The sequence below is a fragment of the Kitasatospora sp. NPDC004289 genome, from assembly GCF_053602875.1.
On sequence record NZ_JBSGEL010000034.1, the window covers coordinates 57,101 to 71,834 of the forward strand.

A 14,734-nucleotide genomic window follows, 5' to 3' on the forward strand; every position below is an offset into this window, starting at 1 on the left:
CCCGGTGATCCTGGGCCTCGTCACCGCCGTCGCGGCATCCGCCTGCTACGGCACCGGCTCGGTACTCCAGGCGGTCGGCTCACGCCGCTCCGCCCGCGAGGAGGCCGCCGCCAAGGGCCGCTCCGCCGGGGTCACCGAGCACGGCGGCCCCAACCTCTCCTCCACCGCCAAGGCCGCCGTCACCTGGGAGTTCATCCTCGGCACGGTGCTCGACCTGATCGGCTTCGGCCTCGGCGCGCTGGCCGCCCGGCTGCTCCCGCTCTTCCTCTCGCAGACCATCATCAGCGCCAACCTGGTGATCACCGCGGTGCTCTCCATCAAGCTGCTCGGCATCCGCCTGAAGCGCCCCGAGTGGGCCTCGATCGCCGTGCTCTGCGCCGCGCTGATCCTGCTCGCCGTCGCGGCCGGCCCCGAGGGCGGGCACCACGCCGAGATGGCCGTCCACTGGTGGCTGCTCGGCGTCACCGTCGCCCTGATCGTGATCGGCGCGGTGGTGGTCCGCCTGATGGGCGCCGGCGGCGCGATCGTGGCGGGCCTGCTCTCCGGCCTCGGCTTCGGCGCGCTCGGCGTCGGCGTGCGCATCCTGAACGGCGTCGAGCCCTTCGACCTGGTGAAGCTGGTCTCCGACCCGGCCCTGTACGCCATCCTGGTCGGCGGCATCGGCGGGATGTACCTGCACACCGTGGCCCTGCAGATCGGCTCGGTCAACGGCGCCACCGCCGCCCTGGTGGTCGGCGAGACCGTCATCCCCGGCGCCGTCGGCGTCATCTGGCTCGGGGACTCCTCCCGCGCCGGCCTCGGCTGGCTCGCCGCCTTCGGCTTCCTGCTCGCCGTCGTCAGCGCCGTCGGCGTCGCCTACTACGGCCAGGGCGAACAGGACCTGGGCGAGGACGCGGCCGCCGAACCCGAACTCACCAAGCGGGCCTGACCGTTCAGCGCGCTCCGTGCCCTCAGCGCGGAGCGCGCTGGCACTTCGGGCAGAAGTAGCTCGACCGGTTCATCCACGGCTCCCGCCGCATCGCCGTCCCGCACCGCCGGCACGGCTCCCCCTCGCGCCCGTACGCGTCCAACTCCCGCGAGAAGTACCCGCTCTCGCCGTTCACGTTGACGTACAGGCTGTCGAAGCTCGTGCCGCCCACCGCCAGCGCGGCCCCCATCACGTCCCGGGCGTGGTCCAGCAGCGCGTGCGCCTGGGGCCGGGTCAGGGTGGCGGTGGCCCGCTCGTAGTGCAGCTTGGCGCGCCACAGCGACTCGTCCGCGTAGATGTTGCCGACCCCGCTGATCAGCGTCTGGTCGAGCAGCGCCCGCTTCACCGTGGTCCGCTTGGTGCGCAGCGCGGTGACGAACAGCCCGTCGTCGAAGCGCTCGTCCAGCGGGTCCCGGGCGATGTGCGCGATGGAGAGCGGCGTGGACTCCGGATCCCCCGGCTCGGACTCCTCGACCGCCAGACCGCCGAAGGTCCGCTGGTCGACGAAGCGCAGCTCGCGCCCGCCGTCGGTGAACCGCAGCCGCACCCGCAGGTGGGTCTCGTCGGGCACCACCGGGTCCTGGACCAGCAGTTGGCCGCTCATCCCGAGGTGCCCGATCAGCGCCTGGTCCCCGCCGAGCGGCACCCAGAGGTACTTGCCCCGGCGCTGCGGCGCGCCCAGGGTGGCCCCGGCCAGCCGGGCGGCGAACTCGTCGGCCCCGCCGGGCTGGCGGCGGACGGCGCGCGGGTGGAGCACCTGCGCCTCGGCCACGGTGCGGCCGGCCGCCCAGCGGGCGAGACCGCGCCGGACCACCTCTACTTCGGGGAGCTCGGGCACGGGGGCCGCCTATTCGTGACGAACGGTCAGCTGCTGGGAGTGGTACCGGGGTTGAGCTGGTCGGCGTACTTGGCCTTGATGGCCCGCCAGGCGCTCTCCGCCGCCTTCTGCTCGGCTTCCTTCTTCGAGCGGCCGCTGCCCTGCCCGAAGTCCTCGCCGGCCACCCGGGCGTTCGCGCTGAAGGTCTTCTCGTGGTCCGGGCCGGATTCGGCGACCACGTACTCCGGCACTCCGATGCCCACCGTGGCGGTGAGCTCCTGGAGGCTGGTCTTCCAGTCCAGGCCCGCGCCCAGCTGAGAGGACTCCTCGATCAGCGGGTCGAACAGGCGGTGGACGAAGTCGGTGGCGGCGTCCAGGCCCTGGTCCAGGTAGATGGCGCCGATGACGGCCTCGACGGTGTCCGCGAGGATCGAGGACTTGTCCCGGCCGCCGGTGCCCTCCTCGCCCTTGCCCAGACGGATGAAGGTGCCGAGCTCCAGGCCCCGGCCGACCTCGGCCAGCGCACGGGAGTTGACCACCGCGGCGCGCAGCTTGGCCAGGGTGCCCTCGGCGACCTCCGGGTGGAGGCGGTAGAGGGTGTCCGTGACGACCAGCCCGAGCACCGAGTCACCGAGGAACTCGAGGCGCTCGTTGGTCGGCAGCCCGCCGTTCTCGTAGGCGAAGCTGCGGTGCGTGAGGGCACGCACCAGAAGGGCGCGCTCGAGCGTGTACCCGAGGCGCCCTTCCAGGACGTCGTATTCGGTCGAAGCCGGACCGCCGGCCTTGCTCCCGTTGGCAGGAGCCGACTTGCGGGTGGAAATGCTCTCCGACATCGATCCGTGCACCCCGCCGATCAGACCGAGAGGACCTGGCGACGGTTGTACGTGCCGCAGCTCGGGCACGCGATGTGGCCCAGCTTCGGCTCGTGGCAGCGGTCGCACGCCACGAGGGCCGGAACGACGGCCTTCCAGTTGGACCGACGGTGGCGCGTGTTGCTGCGCGACATCTTCCGCTTCGGAACAGCCACGGCTACTTCTCCTGGTTCTCGGCGAGACCCTCACGGGTACCGCTGGTCTTGATCCCGTCACCCTCGTCGCCGGGGGCGGCGGAGAGTCCCTGCAGAGCCGCCCACCGGGGGTCGGCGGCGTCGTGGTGGTGGGCCGGGTCGTCGCTCAGGCGCGCTCCGCATTCGGAGCACAGGCCCAGGCAGTCTTCCTGGCACACCGGCTGCAGCGGCAGTGCGAGCACCACCGCGTCACGCAGCACCGGCTGGAGGTCGAAGAAGTCGCCCTCCAGACGGTAAGTCTCGTCCTCGGAGTCCTCGTCGAGGTCCTCCGCACCGGCGGTCCGGGCGCGGTGACGCTCGTCGGACTCCGGGTAGTAGTACAGCTCCTGGAAGTCGACCTCCAGGTCGTCCTCCACCGGCTCCAGGCAGCGCACGCACTCGCCCTCGACGTGGGCGGTCGCGGTGCCGGTCACCAGCACGCCCTCGACCACCGACTCCAGGCGGATGTCCAGCTCGATCTCGCTGCCGGCCGGGACGCCGATGACGTCCTCGATGCCGAGGTCGGCGGGCGCCGGCAGGGTGCGGGAGGCCTTGCGCAGCGAGCCCGCGCGACGACCGAGCTCATGCGTGTCGAACACGAGCGGGTCGCGGTGGTCGAGGCGGTTCAAGGTGTCCTGACTTCCTGCTGGCGGCACGCACTACCTGCGCGGCGCGGATCGGTTCTGGTCGGCGGCTTCCAGGCAGCCGAACGGGCCCAGCTCTGGAGGGGCCGGAGTGGTCAGACTACCGGACACTCCGGCCTGGCCCAACTTCGCCCGGAGTCACCGGCCGCCGAGCTCCCGCAGCCTGGTCATGTCGATCATGCTGGTGTCGAAGAAGCTGGTCTCGTCCAGGCTCGCCTGCTGCTGGGACATCTGCTGCGGCATCTGCTGCGGGACCTGCTGCTGGGGCACCTGCTGCTGCGGGTAGCCGTACGCGTCGTACTGCTGCTCCTGGCCCTGGTACGCGGCCGGCTGCTGGTAGCCGTACGCGGGGTCGAAGCCCTGGGTCTGGTACCCGGGCTGGGGCTGCTGCGGGTAGCCGTACGGGTCAGCCGGGGGCTGCCCGGCCGGGTCGTAGCCGCCGCCGTAGACCTCGGCGTACTGGCCGTTGCCGTACTGGCCCTCCTCCGGGGCCTGCCAGCCGGCCGCCGCGGGGGTGGGCTCGGGCCAGCTCTGCTGCTGCGGGACCTCGGCCCGGTACCAGGGCTGCTCGTCCTCCTCGGCGAAGCCGGCCGCGACCGCCTCGGCCCGGTCCTTGGCCTGCTGGGCCTGGTCGGCGGCGGCCAGGTAGGCGCCGAGCTCGTCGATCGGGGCCTTGCCGAGGAGCTTGTCGCGGCCCTTGCCGACGGCCTCCAGGGTCTTGCTGAGCACCGTCTCCAGGGTGGCGAGCTTCACGTCGACGTACTCGTCGACCTCGGGGCTCGGGCTGACCCGGGAGCGGAACTCCTCGCCGTCCTGGGCCTCCTCGTCGAAGGGCTGCTCGAAGACGCTGGAGTCGCCGCGCAGCTTCTGCCGGCCGCGGCCGACGGCGCCGAGCGTCTTGGTGAGCACCACCTCGAAGTTGGCCAGCTTGGAGTCGACGTAGTCGTCCGCCTCGGCGCGCTTGGTCTCGACCTCGAACCGGGCCTCGGAGAGGATGCGGTCCGCCTCGGCCTGGGCCCGCAGGACCACCTCGGTGTCGGAGACGATCGAGCCGCGCTCGTCGTGCGCGCCGCGGATGATCTGGTCGGCCTGCGCCTGGGCGTCCGCCACCACCTGCTCGTGGTCGGCCATCACCGACTGGGCCTGGGCGAGTTCGGCGGGCAGCGCCTCGCGGAGCTGCTGGAGCAGGCCGACCAGCTCGGCCCGGTTCACCACGCAGGACGCCGACATGGGCATCGAGCGGGCGTTCTCCACCGCCGAGACGATCGCGTCGAGTCTGTTCTGCACGTCCACGGGGCTTCGTCTTTCCGTGTGCCGCCGAGCTGCGGCGGAGGCAGCGCCCCACGGCACGGCATCACCGTCGGGCAGGAGTACAGACTGTACGGCCAGAGCGGGCGCAGCTCACAACGCCGGTGCCACCACCGCGAAGGAATGTGACGGTTCGCCAGCTCTGTCCGGATTCAGCGGTTCCGCTCGGCGATCCGCTCGACCAGCCGGCTGTTGACGCCCTCGGGCAGCAGGTGGGAGACGTCGCCGCCGTAGGAGGCGACCTCCTTGACCAGGCTGGAGGAGAGGAAGCTGTAGGTCGGCGAGGTCGGCACGAAGAGGGTCTCGACGCCGGTCAGGCCGTGGTTCATCTGGGCCATCTGCAGCTCGTAGTCGAAGTCGCTGACCGCCCGCAGGCCCTTGATGATCGCGGGGATGCCGCGCTCCCGGCAGAAGTCCACCAGCAGGCCGAGGTGGGCCTCGATCTCGATGTTGCCGAGGTGGGCGGTGGTCTCCCGGATGAGCTCGATCCGCTCCTCGACGGTGAACATGCCCTGCTTGTTCTTGTTGATCAGCACCGCGACGTGCACCACGTCGTAGAGCTTGGAGGCCCGCTCGATGATGTCGAGGTGGCCGTTGGTGATCGGGTCGAACGAACCCGGGCAGACCGCTCGGCGCATGGCGTGGACTCCCTTGAGGGACAGGGTGGGTGGGGGGACTACCGGCCCTCGACGTCGTCGTCGGGGCCGGAGGCGGCGCGACCGTACCAGAGGGTTCCCTCGCCGTAGCGCCGCGAGCGCACCGGCTCGAAGCCCTCGGGCCAGCCGAACTCACCGCCCCTGGTGCTGCGTTCCACGGTGACGAGTACCTCCTCGTCGAGCCAGCCCCCGGCCAGGAGTGTGATCAGCATCTCCCGGACCTCGTCGTCCGTCACGGAGTACGGCGGGTCCAGGAAGACCAAGTCGTACGGAGCCGCCGGAGCCTGACCCGCGATCACCCGCTCGGCCCTGTCGGCACGGATCTCGGCCCCCGGGAGCGCGATGGTCCTGACGTTCTCCCGGATCACCCGGGCGGCGGAGGCGTCCGCCTCCACCAGCAGGACGTGCTCCGCGCCCCGGCTCAGCGCCTCCAGGCCGACCGCGCCCGATCCGCCGAACAGGTCGAGCATCCGGGCCCCGTGCAGGGTGCCGCGCAGCGCCTGGAGGGTGGAGAACATCGCCTCCCGGGCCTTGTCCGAGGTCGGGCGGGTGGTCCGGCCTGGCGGGACGGCGAGGCGGCGGCCTCCGGCGGTGCCGGCGATCACGCGGGTCATGAGGTGGGGCGGTCCTCTCGTAGGAAGGCGTGACCACCACCTAACCACGAGCGGGGCGCGAGGAACTGTTCGGCCGACCCTCTACCGCCGTAGTGGGTCGGCAGCGCAGTTCCTCGCGCCCCCGGGATTACGAGCCCTCGCCCCCGACGATGGCCGGGCTGGCGTAGCGGGACCAGGAGAGGCAGCCGTCGGGCGGGCAGTACTCGGGCTTGCGCGGGTCGTGGCCGAGCTCGCGGAGCTTGGTGCGGACGGAGTCGGGCGTGCGGCCGAAGCGGGCGGCGATCCGGGCGATGGTCTCGCCCTCGTGGAAGCGGCGGGTCAGCTCCTCCTCGTGCTGGGGCACCCAGGGGGCGCCGTGGCCGGGGTAGAGCTCGCGGAGCACGTCGCGGTCGGGGATGGGCTCGGAGACGTCGGCGACGATGGCCAGGGCGCGGAGCGCCCGGTTGAGCGCGATCCGCAGGTTGGCCACCTCCTCGACCGGGAGGCGGAGCTTGCCCGAGGCGAGCGGGCTGGCGGCCGCCCCCTCGCGCCAGCCGGTCAGGGTCAGGGTGACCTCGCGGTCGTCCTCGCTGGCCAGCTCGATGCGGAAGACCTTGTCGCCCAGCGGAAGCTCGTTGAGATGACGGAATGCCAAGGCAGAACCCCCAGGAGTCGTGCCAGGTACGCACCTTGGGGGTGCGCCCTGAACAACTCCTATTCTGCCGTGCGCCACTGACAATTCCGGGGGCTCAAGATCCTTGCTGAGCTGGGAAGTTACCCCTTTTCGAGGTACTCCGCGCGGTCCTCGTCGAGCAGGCTCTCCAGGGCGGTGCGGAGCTCCGGATGGGCCGTCAGATCGGGGTCCTCGGCGACCAGCTTGGCGGCCTCCTCGCGGGCGGTGGCGATGACCTCCTCGTCCTCCAGGACGGAGAGCACCTTGAGCGAGGACTTCACGCCGGACTGGGCCTGGCCGAGCACGTCGCCCTCGCGGCGCTGCTCCAGGTCGATCCGGGAGAGCTCGAAGCCGTCCAGGGTGCCGGCCACCGCGTCGAGGCGGGACCGGGCGGAGGAGCCGGCGGGCATCTCGCTGACCAGCAGGCAGAGTCCGGCGGCGGAGCCGCGGCCGACCCGGCCGCGGAGCTGGTGGAGCTGGGAGACGCCGAAGCGGTCGGCATCCATGATCACCATGGCGGTGGAGTTGGGCACGTTGACGCCGACCTCGATCACGGTGGTGGCGACCAGCACGTCCACCTCCCCCGCCGCGAACCGCCGCATCACGTCGTCCTTGGCCTCGGGCGCCAGCCGCCCGTGCAGGATCTCCACCCGCAGCCCGGCCAGCGGGCCCTTGGTGAGCATCTGCGCCGTCTCCACCACGGCCAGCGGGGGCCGCCGTTCGTCACTGGACGCGCCCAGATCCTCGGGGTCGTCGGGAGCGGCGGCGGGCTTGCGCTTCTTCTTGGCCGGGCCCTCCTCGGGCTCGTCGCCGATCCGGGGGCAGACCACGTACGCCTGGTGGCCCTTGCCGACCTCCTCGCGGACCCGCTCCCAGGCGCGGGCCAGGAAGTTGGGCTTCTCCAGCGCGGGCACCACGTGGGTGGAGATCGGGGAGCGGCCGGCCGGGAGCTGGTCCAGGACGGAGGTCTCCAGGTCGCCGAAGACCGTCATCGCCACCGTGCGCGGGATCGGGGTGGCGGTCATCACCAGCAGGTGCGGGGGCTGGCTGCCCTTGGCGCGCAGCGCGTCGCGCTGCTCGACGCCGAAGCGGTGCTGCTCGTCCACCACCACCAGGCCGAGGTCCAGGAAGGTGACCTTGTCCTCGATCAGCGCATGGGTGCCGATGGCGATCCCGGCGTCCCCCGTGACCATGTCCAGCAGCGCCTGGCGGCGCGCGGCGGTGCCCATCGAACCGGTCAGCAGCACCACCTTGGTGCCCAGGTCGGAGCCGCCGAGCATGCCGCCCTCGGCCAGGTCCCCCATCATCTCGACGATGGAGCGGTGGTGCTGCTGGGCCAGCACCTCGGTCGGCGCCAGCAGCACCGCCTGGCCGCCGGCGTCCACCACGGCGAGCATCGCGCGCAGCGCCACCAGGGTCTTGCCGGAGCCGACCTCGCCCTGCAGCAGCCGGTGCATCGGGTGCTCGGTCGCCAGGTCGGCGAAGATCTCGGCCGACACCTTCTGCTGACCCTCCGTCAGCGTGAAGGGCAGCCGGGTGTCGAAGGCGGCCAGCACCCCGTCGGCGGAGGGCCGCCGGGCCACGGCGGGCAGCGCGGAGTCCGCGGCGCGGCGCTGGGCGAGCGCGACCTGGAGGACGAAGGCCTCGTCCCAGCGCAGCCGCTCCTGGGCGCGCTCCTTCTCGGCCTGGTTGCGCGGACGGTGGATCAGCTCCAGCGCCTCGGGGAGCGGGATCAGGCCGTGCTTGTCGCGCAGCTCGGCGGGGAGCGGTTCGCCGACGTCGGCCAGGTGCTTGTCGAGCCCCAGCTCGACGCAGAGCTGGAGCTTCCAACTGGGCATCTGGGCGCTGGCCGGGTAGACCGGGATGAGGCGGCCCGCGAAGCGGCCCGCCGCCTCGCCGCCCGCCTCCTCACCGTCGATCAGCTGGTAGTCCGGCGAGGCGAGTTGGCGCTTGCCGTTGAAGACGCCGACCTTCCCGGCGAACAGGCCCTGGGTGCCGGGGCGGAGGTCCTTCTGCCGCCAGCCCTGGTTGAAGAACACCAGGCTGAGGCGGCCACGTCCGTCGGTGACCACCACTTCGAGGCGGTCCCCCTTGCGGGCCTTGAACGGGATCAGGGTGACCTTCTCGACCCGGGCCAGCACGGTGACGTGCTCGTCGATCTCCAGCTCGTCGAGGCTGGTGAGCTGGCCCCGTTCCACGTACTTGCGCGGGTAGTGGTGCAGCAGGTCGCCGACCGTGCGCAGCTTGAGGCTGTCGGCCAGCACCTTGGCGGTGCGGTCGCCGACCAGCTTGGTCAGGGATTCGTCGAGAGCGCCCACCGTCCCTATTGGACACCACCGTGGCGACAACACGGAGCGCCCCGCAGGGGCGCGGGGAACTGCGCGCAGGGGAACGGCAGCACCTGCAACTGGCTCACCTGCCCCGACCTGGCTCTGGTCCGCCTTCCGATGCGCGCAGTTCCTCGCGCCCCTGGGTCGCTGCCCTGCTGGGCGCGGTCACTCGACCCCGATGAGCAGCGGGACCGCCTGCTGGCCCCCGTCGTAGCGGACGGTGTCGACCTCGGGGCGTTGGCGGCGGGCGTGGGCGTCGAGGCGTTCCGCCAGCCCGGGCGGGGCGCCCTCGCCGAGGACCAGGGTGACGAGCTCGCCGCCGGCGGCGAGCATCCGGCCGAGGACCTCCTCGCCGATCTCCGCGAGGTCGGCGCCGATCGCGACCACGTCCCCGTCGATCAGTCCGAGCACGTCCCCGGCCTGGCAGACCCCGGCCATGGTCCAGGACTCCCCCTCGGCGACGACGAGTTCCGCGTACCGGGTGGCCCCGGCCGCCGAGGTCATCGCGACCACGTCCTCGTCGAAGCGCCGCGCGGGCTCGTGCACGGCGAGCGCCGCCAGCCCCTGCACGGGCGAGCGCGTGGGCAGCACCGCGATCCGGACGCCCTCCTGCCGGAGCTGGTCGGCGGCGGCACCCGCGGCGGCCCGCAGCTCGGGGTCGTTGAGCAGCAGCACCACCTCCCGCGCGCCGCACCGCCGTGCCGCGGCGGCGAGTTCGGCGCTGGCGGGCGGCCGGTCGGGGTCGGCGAGCAGGACGTGCGCCCCGGCCGCCTCGCAGAGTTCGGCGAGACCGGGGCCGGTGACCACGCTGAGCACGGCCCGTCCCTCGGTGGTCTCCCGGCTGCCCGCGCCGGCCCGGGCGGCGGCCTCGGCGAAGTGGGTGATCCGGATCTGGTACGGCCGTCCGGCCCGCACGCCGGCCTCGACGGCGGCACCCGCGTCGTCGACGTGCACGTGGACGTTCCACAGGCCGTCGCCGCCGCCGACCACCAGCGAGTCGCCGAGCGCGGCGAGCTCGCGCCGCAGGTCCGGCAGTGCCTCGTCGGGTGCGTCCAGCAGGTAGATGACCTCGAAGGCCGGGTGGCCGGGGCCGGGTGGCCGCTGGTGCCCCTCGCAGCCGGCGGCGGGACGCAGCCCGTGGTCCTGACGGAGTGCGACCGGGCCCATCGGGGTCTTCCCGGCCACCGCGTCGGCCAGTGCGCCGAGCACGGCGACCAGCCCGCGGCCGCCGGCGTCGACCACGCCGGCCTCGGCGAGCACGGGCAGCTGTCCGGGGGTGCGCAGCAGGGCCTGCCGGGCCGCCCGGTAGGCGGTGTCGGCGGTCCCGACCAGCCCGTCCCGGCCGCCGCCGTCCTCGGCGGCCGTCGCGGCGGCGGCGGCGACGGTGAGCAGGGTGCCCTCGACCGGTTCGGCGACGGCCTGGTAGGCGGAGTCGGCGGCCCGGCGCAGGGCCTTGCCCAGGTTGGCCGGTTCGCCGCCGTGGGCGAGGACCTCGGCGAGGCCGCGCAGCCACTGGGCGAGGATCACCCCGGAGTTGCCCTGGGCACCGATCAGGGCGCCGCGGGCGAGCAGGGCGGTGGCCTCGGCCAGGCCCTCCACCCGGCCCTGTTCGAGCGCCTCGGTGGCGGACTCGACGGTCAGGTAGAGGTTGGTGCCGGTGTCGCCGTCCGGTACGGGGTAGACGTTGAGGGCGTCGATCTCCTCGCGGGCCTGACCGAGGGCGGTCAGCGCGAGGCGGCTCCAGGTGCGGACGGTGGTGGCGTCTAGCGTGGCCGGCACCTGGCTCCTCCGGATGAACGCGACGGAAATGGGGCGATGCTGGCAGGTTATCCGGCGAACGGGCCGGTGGGCGCCGGTGCCCGTCGGGACGATCATGGCCTGGGCCGTGGTAGTTTCGTTGAGCGGGAGTGCTCGTTGTATGCTCTCCCGGTTGCCTGGAACAACCCGGGCGCACCCCTTGAACCGATCCGGTCCACGCGAGTGGCCCAGTTCTTTCAGCCGGGGTTTTCGAACGTAAATGATCTGAAGTCTTGGAGTGACTCCTGTGGCTGCCAACTGCGACGTCTGCGGCAAGGGGCCGGGCTTCGGCAACAGCATCTCCCACTCGCACCGCCGTACCCCCCGTCGTTGGAACCCCAACATCCAGACGGTTCGTGCGACGGTCGGTCGGACGCCGAAGCGGCTCAACGTCTGCACCTCGTGCATCAAGGCCGGTAAGGTCTCGCGCTGACGCGCAGACCGGTTAGCCGGTCCTCCAGATCGCCGATTCGCCCTAGGGCGGGTCGGCTTTCTGTCTTTCCCGCACGGGTGCGGGCGTGAGGGGCGGGCCCGCGAGGGCCCGCCCCTCCGCACGTCTCAGGAGCGCCAGCGCCAGGCGTGGTCCACCGGGCCGATGCCCGCTCCGAGCGCGAAGCCGCCGCGGATCGCACCGGTGATGTAGTCCTTGGCCGCGGCCACCGCCTCCGGCATCTCCGACCCCTTGGCCAGCTCACTGGCGATCGCGCTGGCCAGCGTGCAGCCGGTGCCGTGGGTGTGCCGGTTGTCCAGGCGCGGCGCCCGGTACCAGTGGCGGGAGCCGTCGGCCCCGGCCAGCAGGTCGGCCGCCTCGCCGTCCAGGTGGCCGCCCTTGACCAGCACCCACTGCGGCCCGTACCCGAGCAGCGCCTCGGCGGCGGCGTCCATGTCGCGCTCGCCGGTCACCTCGATGCCGGTGAGCTGCGTCACCTCGTGCAGGTTGGGCGTGGCGAGGGTGGCGACCGGCAGCAGCCTCTCCCGGACGGTGGCCACCGCCTCGGCGGCGAGCAGCGCGTCGCCGTGCTTGGAGACGCCGACCGGGTCGACCACCACCGGGGCGCCGACGTCGGCGAGCAGCTCGGCGACGGTCTCCACCAGCTCGACCGAGGCGAGCATGCCGGTCTTCACCGCCTGCACGCCGATGTCGTCCACGACGCTGCGGAACTGGGCCCGGACCGCCTCGGCCGGGAGCTCCCAGTAGCCCTGGACGCCGACCGAGTTCTGGGCGGTGACGGCGGTGATCACGCTCATGCCGTGGACGCCGAGCGCGAGCATCGCCTTGAGGTCGGCCTGGATGCCGGCGCCGCCGCCGCTGTCGGAGCCGGCGATGGTGAGTACGCGAGGAGGAGCAACCATGGGCGCCAACCTATCGAACCCGGCTCAGAGCACGGCTTCGGACTCCGCCCAGCGGTCCTCGGGGACGGTCTTCAGCTGCTGGACGGCCTCGGCCACCGGGATCAGCTCGATGGTGGTGCCGCGCAGGGCGGTGAAGTGCCCGAAGGCGCCCTTGTGGACGGCCTCCACGGCGTGCCAGCCGAAGCGGGTGGCGAGTACCCGGTCCCGGGCGGTGGGGGTGCCGCCGCGCTGGGTGTGGCCCAGGATGACCGGCCGGGCCTCCTTGCCGAGCAGGTTCTCCAGCTCGATGGCCAGCCGGTTGCCGATCCCGCCGAAGGTCTGGTGGCCGTACTGGTCCACCGAGCCGTGGTCGAAGCGGAGCGTCCCGGGCGCGGGCTTGGCGCCCTCGGCGACCGCGATGATGGCGAACTTCTTGCCGCGTCGGAAGCGCTCCTCGATCATCCGGGAGACGGCCTCGATGTCGAAGGCCTTCTCCGGGATCAGGATGCCGTGGGCGCCGGCGGCCATCCCGGCGGTCAGCGTGATCCAGCCGGTGTGACGGCCCATCAGCTCGACCACCATCACCCGCTGGTGCGATTCGGCGGTGGTCTTGAGGCGGTCGATCGCCTCGGTGGCCACGTGCACGGCCGTGTCGAAGCCGAAGGTCACGTCGGTGGCGTCGATGTCGTTGTCGATGGTCTTGGGGACCCCGACCACCGGCAGCCCGGCGTCGCTGAACATCCGGGCGGCAGTCAGCGTGCCCTCGCCGCCGATGGCGATCAGCGCGTCGATCCCGATCCTGCCCGCCAGCTCCTGGGCGTTCTCCACCGCCCACTGGATGCGCTCGCGCTGCACCCGGGCCGAGCCGAGGATGGTGCCGCCGAGGGTGAGCAGACCGGTGACGTCGTCGTGCGAGACAGGACGGGTCCGGCCCTCGATCAGGCCGAGGAAGCCGTCCTCGATGCCGATGATCTCGTCGCCGTGCACGTCGGTGCCCCGGTGCACCACCGAGCGGATCACCGCATTGAGGCCGGGGCAGTCTCCGCCGCTGGTCAGGACACCGATGCGCATGGGGGTGTGCTTCTCCCGCCGGGTTAGTCGGATTCTCGTACGAGCCGGACAACACCCAACGAAACGGACATTGCCGACGGGCTCACACTAGCCGCCCGAACCGCCCCAACCGGAATTCCCGCGCCTCACACGGCGTCAGTCCTCCTCCGCCGCGAAGTGGTCCCAGCCCCCCGCCCGGTCCCACGGCGCGCCGTCCACCGTCACCACGCCCCCGCGCGCCGGGCTGGCCGGGCGGACCACCTCACCGACCACCCGCCAGCGGGCGGGCAGTTGGACCGTGGGCGGGAAGGTGGCCACGATCGCGTGGTCCTCGCCGCCGGAGAGCACCCAGACCAGCGGGTCGATGCCGACCGCCTGGCCGATGTCGGCCATCTGGGCCGGCACGTCGAAGTCGGCCGCGCGCAGGTCGATGTCCACCCCGCTGGCCCGGGCGACGTGGCCGAGGTCGGCCACCAGGCCGTCGCTGACGTCGATCATCGAGGTGGCGCCGAGGTCGGAGCCGGCCGGGCCCGCGTGGTACGGCGGCTCGGGGCGGCGGTGCGCCTCCACGAAGGCGCGCGGCGAGCGGAAGCCCCGGGTCAGCACCGAGAGCCCGGCGGCGGACCAGCCCAGCCAGCCGGTGACCGCGACCACGTCGCCGGTCCTGGCGCCCGAACGGGTCACCGGGGCGCGGCCCTGGAGGTCGCCGAGCGCGGTGATGGCCAGCGTGATGGTGTCGCCGCGCACCACGTCGCCGCCGACCACGGTGGCCCCGGCCACCTGGCACTCGTCCCGCAGGCCGTCCATCAGTTCGGTGGCCCAGGTGGTCGGGAGGTCGGCCGGGGCCACCAGGCCGAGCAGTATCGCGGTGGGGACCGCGCCCATCGCGGCGATGTCGGCGAGGTTCTGGGCGGCGCACTTGCGGCCGACGTCGTAGGCGGTGGACCAGTCCCGGCGGAAGTGCCGGCCCTCGATCAGCACGTCGGTGGTGGCCACCACCCGGCTGTCGGGCGCCTTCACCACGGCGGCGTCGTCGCCCGGCCCGAGCTCCACGGCCGGGGTCATCGGCAGCCGGGCGGTGAGCTCCTTGATGAGTCCGAACTCGCCGAGCTCGCCCACGGTCCCCTGCATCTGCCGTCCTCTCTCCACTGTCCCCAGTCGCCCCGTCTGCGCGCAGCGTACGCCCTCCGGGGGCTCCCCAGCGGCGGGGGTCAGCGGTAGCGTGGTGAGCGGACTTCGCCGGTCCGCCCACCCCGCTCTGGAGGTCCCCCGTGGTACAGGCATACATCCTGATCCAGACCGAGGTCGGCAAGGCGACCGCCGTGGCCCAGGAGATCCAGAAGATCCAGGGCGTGGTCTCCGCCGAGGACGTCACCGGCCCGTACGACGTGATCGTCCGCGCCGAGGCCGCCACCATCGACGAGCTCGGCCGTCTGGTGGTCGCCCAGGTCCAGCAGATCGAGGGCATCACCCGCACCCTCACCTGCCCGGTGGTCAACCTGTAGGGCTGGCTACCATCGCG

General features: G+C 72.6%; 16 protein-coding genes. 3 read left to right on the top strand and 13 right to left on the bottom strand.

Going from position 1 to position 14,734, the window contains the following annotated elements:
• Positions 1-4: 4 nt before the first annotated feature.
• Positions 5-928 (top strand): hypothetical protein, encoded by a 924-nt coding sequence (locus tag ACWEPF_RS23080; protein WP_452173963.1) that lies wholly within the window; start codon positions 5-7, stop codon positions 926-928.
• A gap of 22 nt (positions 929-950) precedes the next feature.
• Here ACWEPF_RS23080 and mutM read toward each other — a convergent pair whose 3' ends face one another.
• The 10 genes from mutM to ACWEPF_RS23130 form a co-directional block, all read right to left on the bottom strand.
• Complete coding sequence (gene mutM / locus ACWEPF_RS23085) at positions 951-1,805, bottom strand: bifunctional DNA-formamidopyrimidine glycosylase/DNA-(apurinic or apyrimidinic site) lyase (RefSeq protein ID WP_345285509.1); 855 nt, start codon at positions 1,803-1,805, stop codon at positions 951-953.
• Between the two features lie 26 nt (positions 1,806-1,831).
• A complete protein-coding gene (rnc, locus tag ACWEPF_RS23090) occupies positions 1,832-2,617 on the bottom strand; it encodes a ribonuclease III (protein ID WP_345285507.1) in 786 nt (261 codons plus the stop codon).
• 20 nt (positions 2,618-2,637) lie between these two features.
• The gene (gene rpmF, locus ACWEPF_RS23095) at positions 2,638-2,811 is read right to left on the bottom strand and encodes a 50S ribosomal protein L32 (protein WP_030056747.1); all 174 of its coding nucleotides are present in this window, start codon (positions 2,809-2,811) and stop codon (positions 2,638-2,640) included.
• 2 nt (positions 2,812-2,813) lie between these two features.
• Positions 2,814-3,458, bottom strand: coding sequence for a YceD family protein (locus ACWEPF_RS23100; RefSeq protein WP_345285504.1), 645 nt, complete (start codon positions 3,456-3,458; stop codon positions 2,814-2,816).
• 153 nt (positions 3,459-3,611) lie between these two features.
• On the bottom strand, positions 3,612-4,760 hold the full coding sequence (locus ACWEPF_RS23105) for a cell division initiation protein (RefSeq protein ID WP_449798082.1): 1,149 nt from the start codon (positions 4,758-4,760) through the stop codon (positions 3,612-3,614).
• Between the two features lie 173 nt (positions 4,761-4,933).
• On the bottom strand, positions 4,934-5,419 hold the full coding sequence (gene coaD, locus ACWEPF_RS23110) for a pantetheine-phosphate adenylyltransferase (protein WP_452173964.1): 486 nt from the start codon (positions 5,417-5,419) through the stop codon (positions 4,934-4,936).
• Positions 5,420-5,457: 38 nt separating this feature from the next.
• Complete coding sequence (gene rsmD / locus ACWEPF_RS23115) at positions 5,458-6,051, bottom strand: 16S rRNA (guanine(966)-N(2))-methyltransferase RsmD (RefSeq protein WP_452173965.1); 594 nt, start codon at positions 6,049-6,051, stop codon at positions 5,458-5,460.
• A gap of 127 nt (positions 6,052-6,178) precedes the next feature.
• Positions 6,179-6,685, bottom strand: coding sequence for a hypothetical protein (locus tag ACWEPF_RS23120; protein ID WP_345285497.1), 507 nt, complete (start codon positions 6,683-6,685; stop codon positions 6,179-6,181).
• 119 nt (positions 6,686-6,804) lie between these two features.
• Complete coding sequence (gene recG, locus ACWEPF_RS23125; RefSeq protein WP_452173966.1) at positions 6,805-9,021, bottom strand: ATP-dependent DNA helicase RecG; 2,217 nt, start codon at positions 9,019-9,021, stop codon at positions 6,805-6,807.
• A 177-nt stretch (positions 9,022-9,198) separates the two neighbouring features.
• On the bottom strand, positions 9,199-10,812 hold the full coding sequence (locus ACWEPF_RS23130; protein WP_345285494.1) for a DAK2 domain-containing protein: 1,614 nt from the start codon (positions 10,810-10,812) through the stop codon (positions 9,199-9,201).
• Positions 10,813-11,077: 265 nt separating this feature from the next.
• Between ACWEPF_RS23130 and rpmB the strand changes: the two genes are divergently transcribed.
• Complete coding sequence (rpmB, locus tag ACWEPF_RS23135; protein WP_082598345.1) at positions 11,078-11,263, top strand: 50S ribosomal protein L28; 186 nt, start codon at positions 11,078-11,080, stop codon at positions 11,261-11,263.
• Positions 11,264-11,388: 125 nt separating this feature from the next.
• Here rpmB and thiD read toward each other — a convergent pair whose 3' ends face one another.
• The 3 genes from thiD to ACWEPF_RS23150 form a co-directional block, all read right to left on the bottom strand.
• Positions 11,389-12,183, bottom strand: coding sequence for a bifunctional hydroxymethylpyrimidine kinase/phosphomethylpyrimidine kinase (gene thiD, locus ACWEPF_RS23140; protein ID WP_452173967.1), 795 nt, complete (start codon positions 12,181-12,183; stop codon positions 11,389-11,391).
• A gap of 24 nt (positions 12,184-12,207) precedes the next feature.
• Positions 12,208-13,233 (bottom strand): 6-phosphofructokinase, encoded by a 1,026-nt coding sequence (locus ACWEPF_RS23145; RefSeq protein ID WP_345285490.1) that lies wholly within the window; start codon positions 13,231-13,233, stop codon positions 12,208-12,210.
• Between the two features lie 135 nt (positions 13,234-13,368).
• Positions 13,369-14,343, bottom strand: coding sequence for a thiamine-phosphate kinase (locus ACWEPF_RS23150; protein ID WP_452173968.1), 975 nt, complete (start codon positions 14,341-14,343; stop codon positions 13,369-13,371).
• 140 nt (positions 14,344-14,483) lie between these two features.
• Between ACWEPF_RS23150 and ACWEPF_RS23155 the strand changes: the two genes are divergently transcribed.
• The gene (locus ACWEPF_RS23155) at positions 14,484-14,717 is read left to right on the top strand and encodes an Lrp/AsnC family transcriptional regulator (RefSeq protein ID WP_345285486.1); all 234 of its coding nucleotides are present in this window, start codon (positions 14,484-14,486) and stop codon (positions 14,715-14,717) included.
• Positions 14,718-14,734: the final 17 nt, after the last annotated feature.

What these genes read in the sequence shown, in the direction of transcription:
- coaD (WP_452173964.1), bottom strand. Translation starts at nt 5,419, where the DNA reads ATGCGCCGAGCGGTCTGCCCGGGTTCGTTCGACCCGATCACCAACGGC.
- rnc (WP_345285507.1), bottom strand. Translation starts at nt 2,617, where the DNA reads ATGTCGGAGAGCATTTCCACCCGCAAGTCGGCTCCTGCCAACGGGAGC.
- ACWEPF_RS23145 (WP_345285490.1), bottom strand. Translation starts at nt 13,233, where the DNA reads ATGCGCATCGGTGTCCTGACCAGCGGCGGAGACTGCCCCGGCCTCAAT.
- thiD (WP_452173967.1), bottom strand. Translation starts at nt 12,183, where the DNA reads ATGGTTGCTCCTCCTCGCGTACTCACCATCGCCGGCTCCGACAGCGGC.
- rsmD (WP_452173965.1), bottom strand. Translation starts at nt 6,051, where the DNA reads ATGACCCGCGTGATCGCCGGCACCGCCGGAGGCCGCCGCCTCGCCGTC.
- ACWEPF_RS23150 (WP_452173968.1), bottom strand. Translation starts at nt 14,343, where the DNA reads ATGCAGGGGACCGTGGGCGAGCTCGGCGAGTTCGGACTCATCAAGGAG.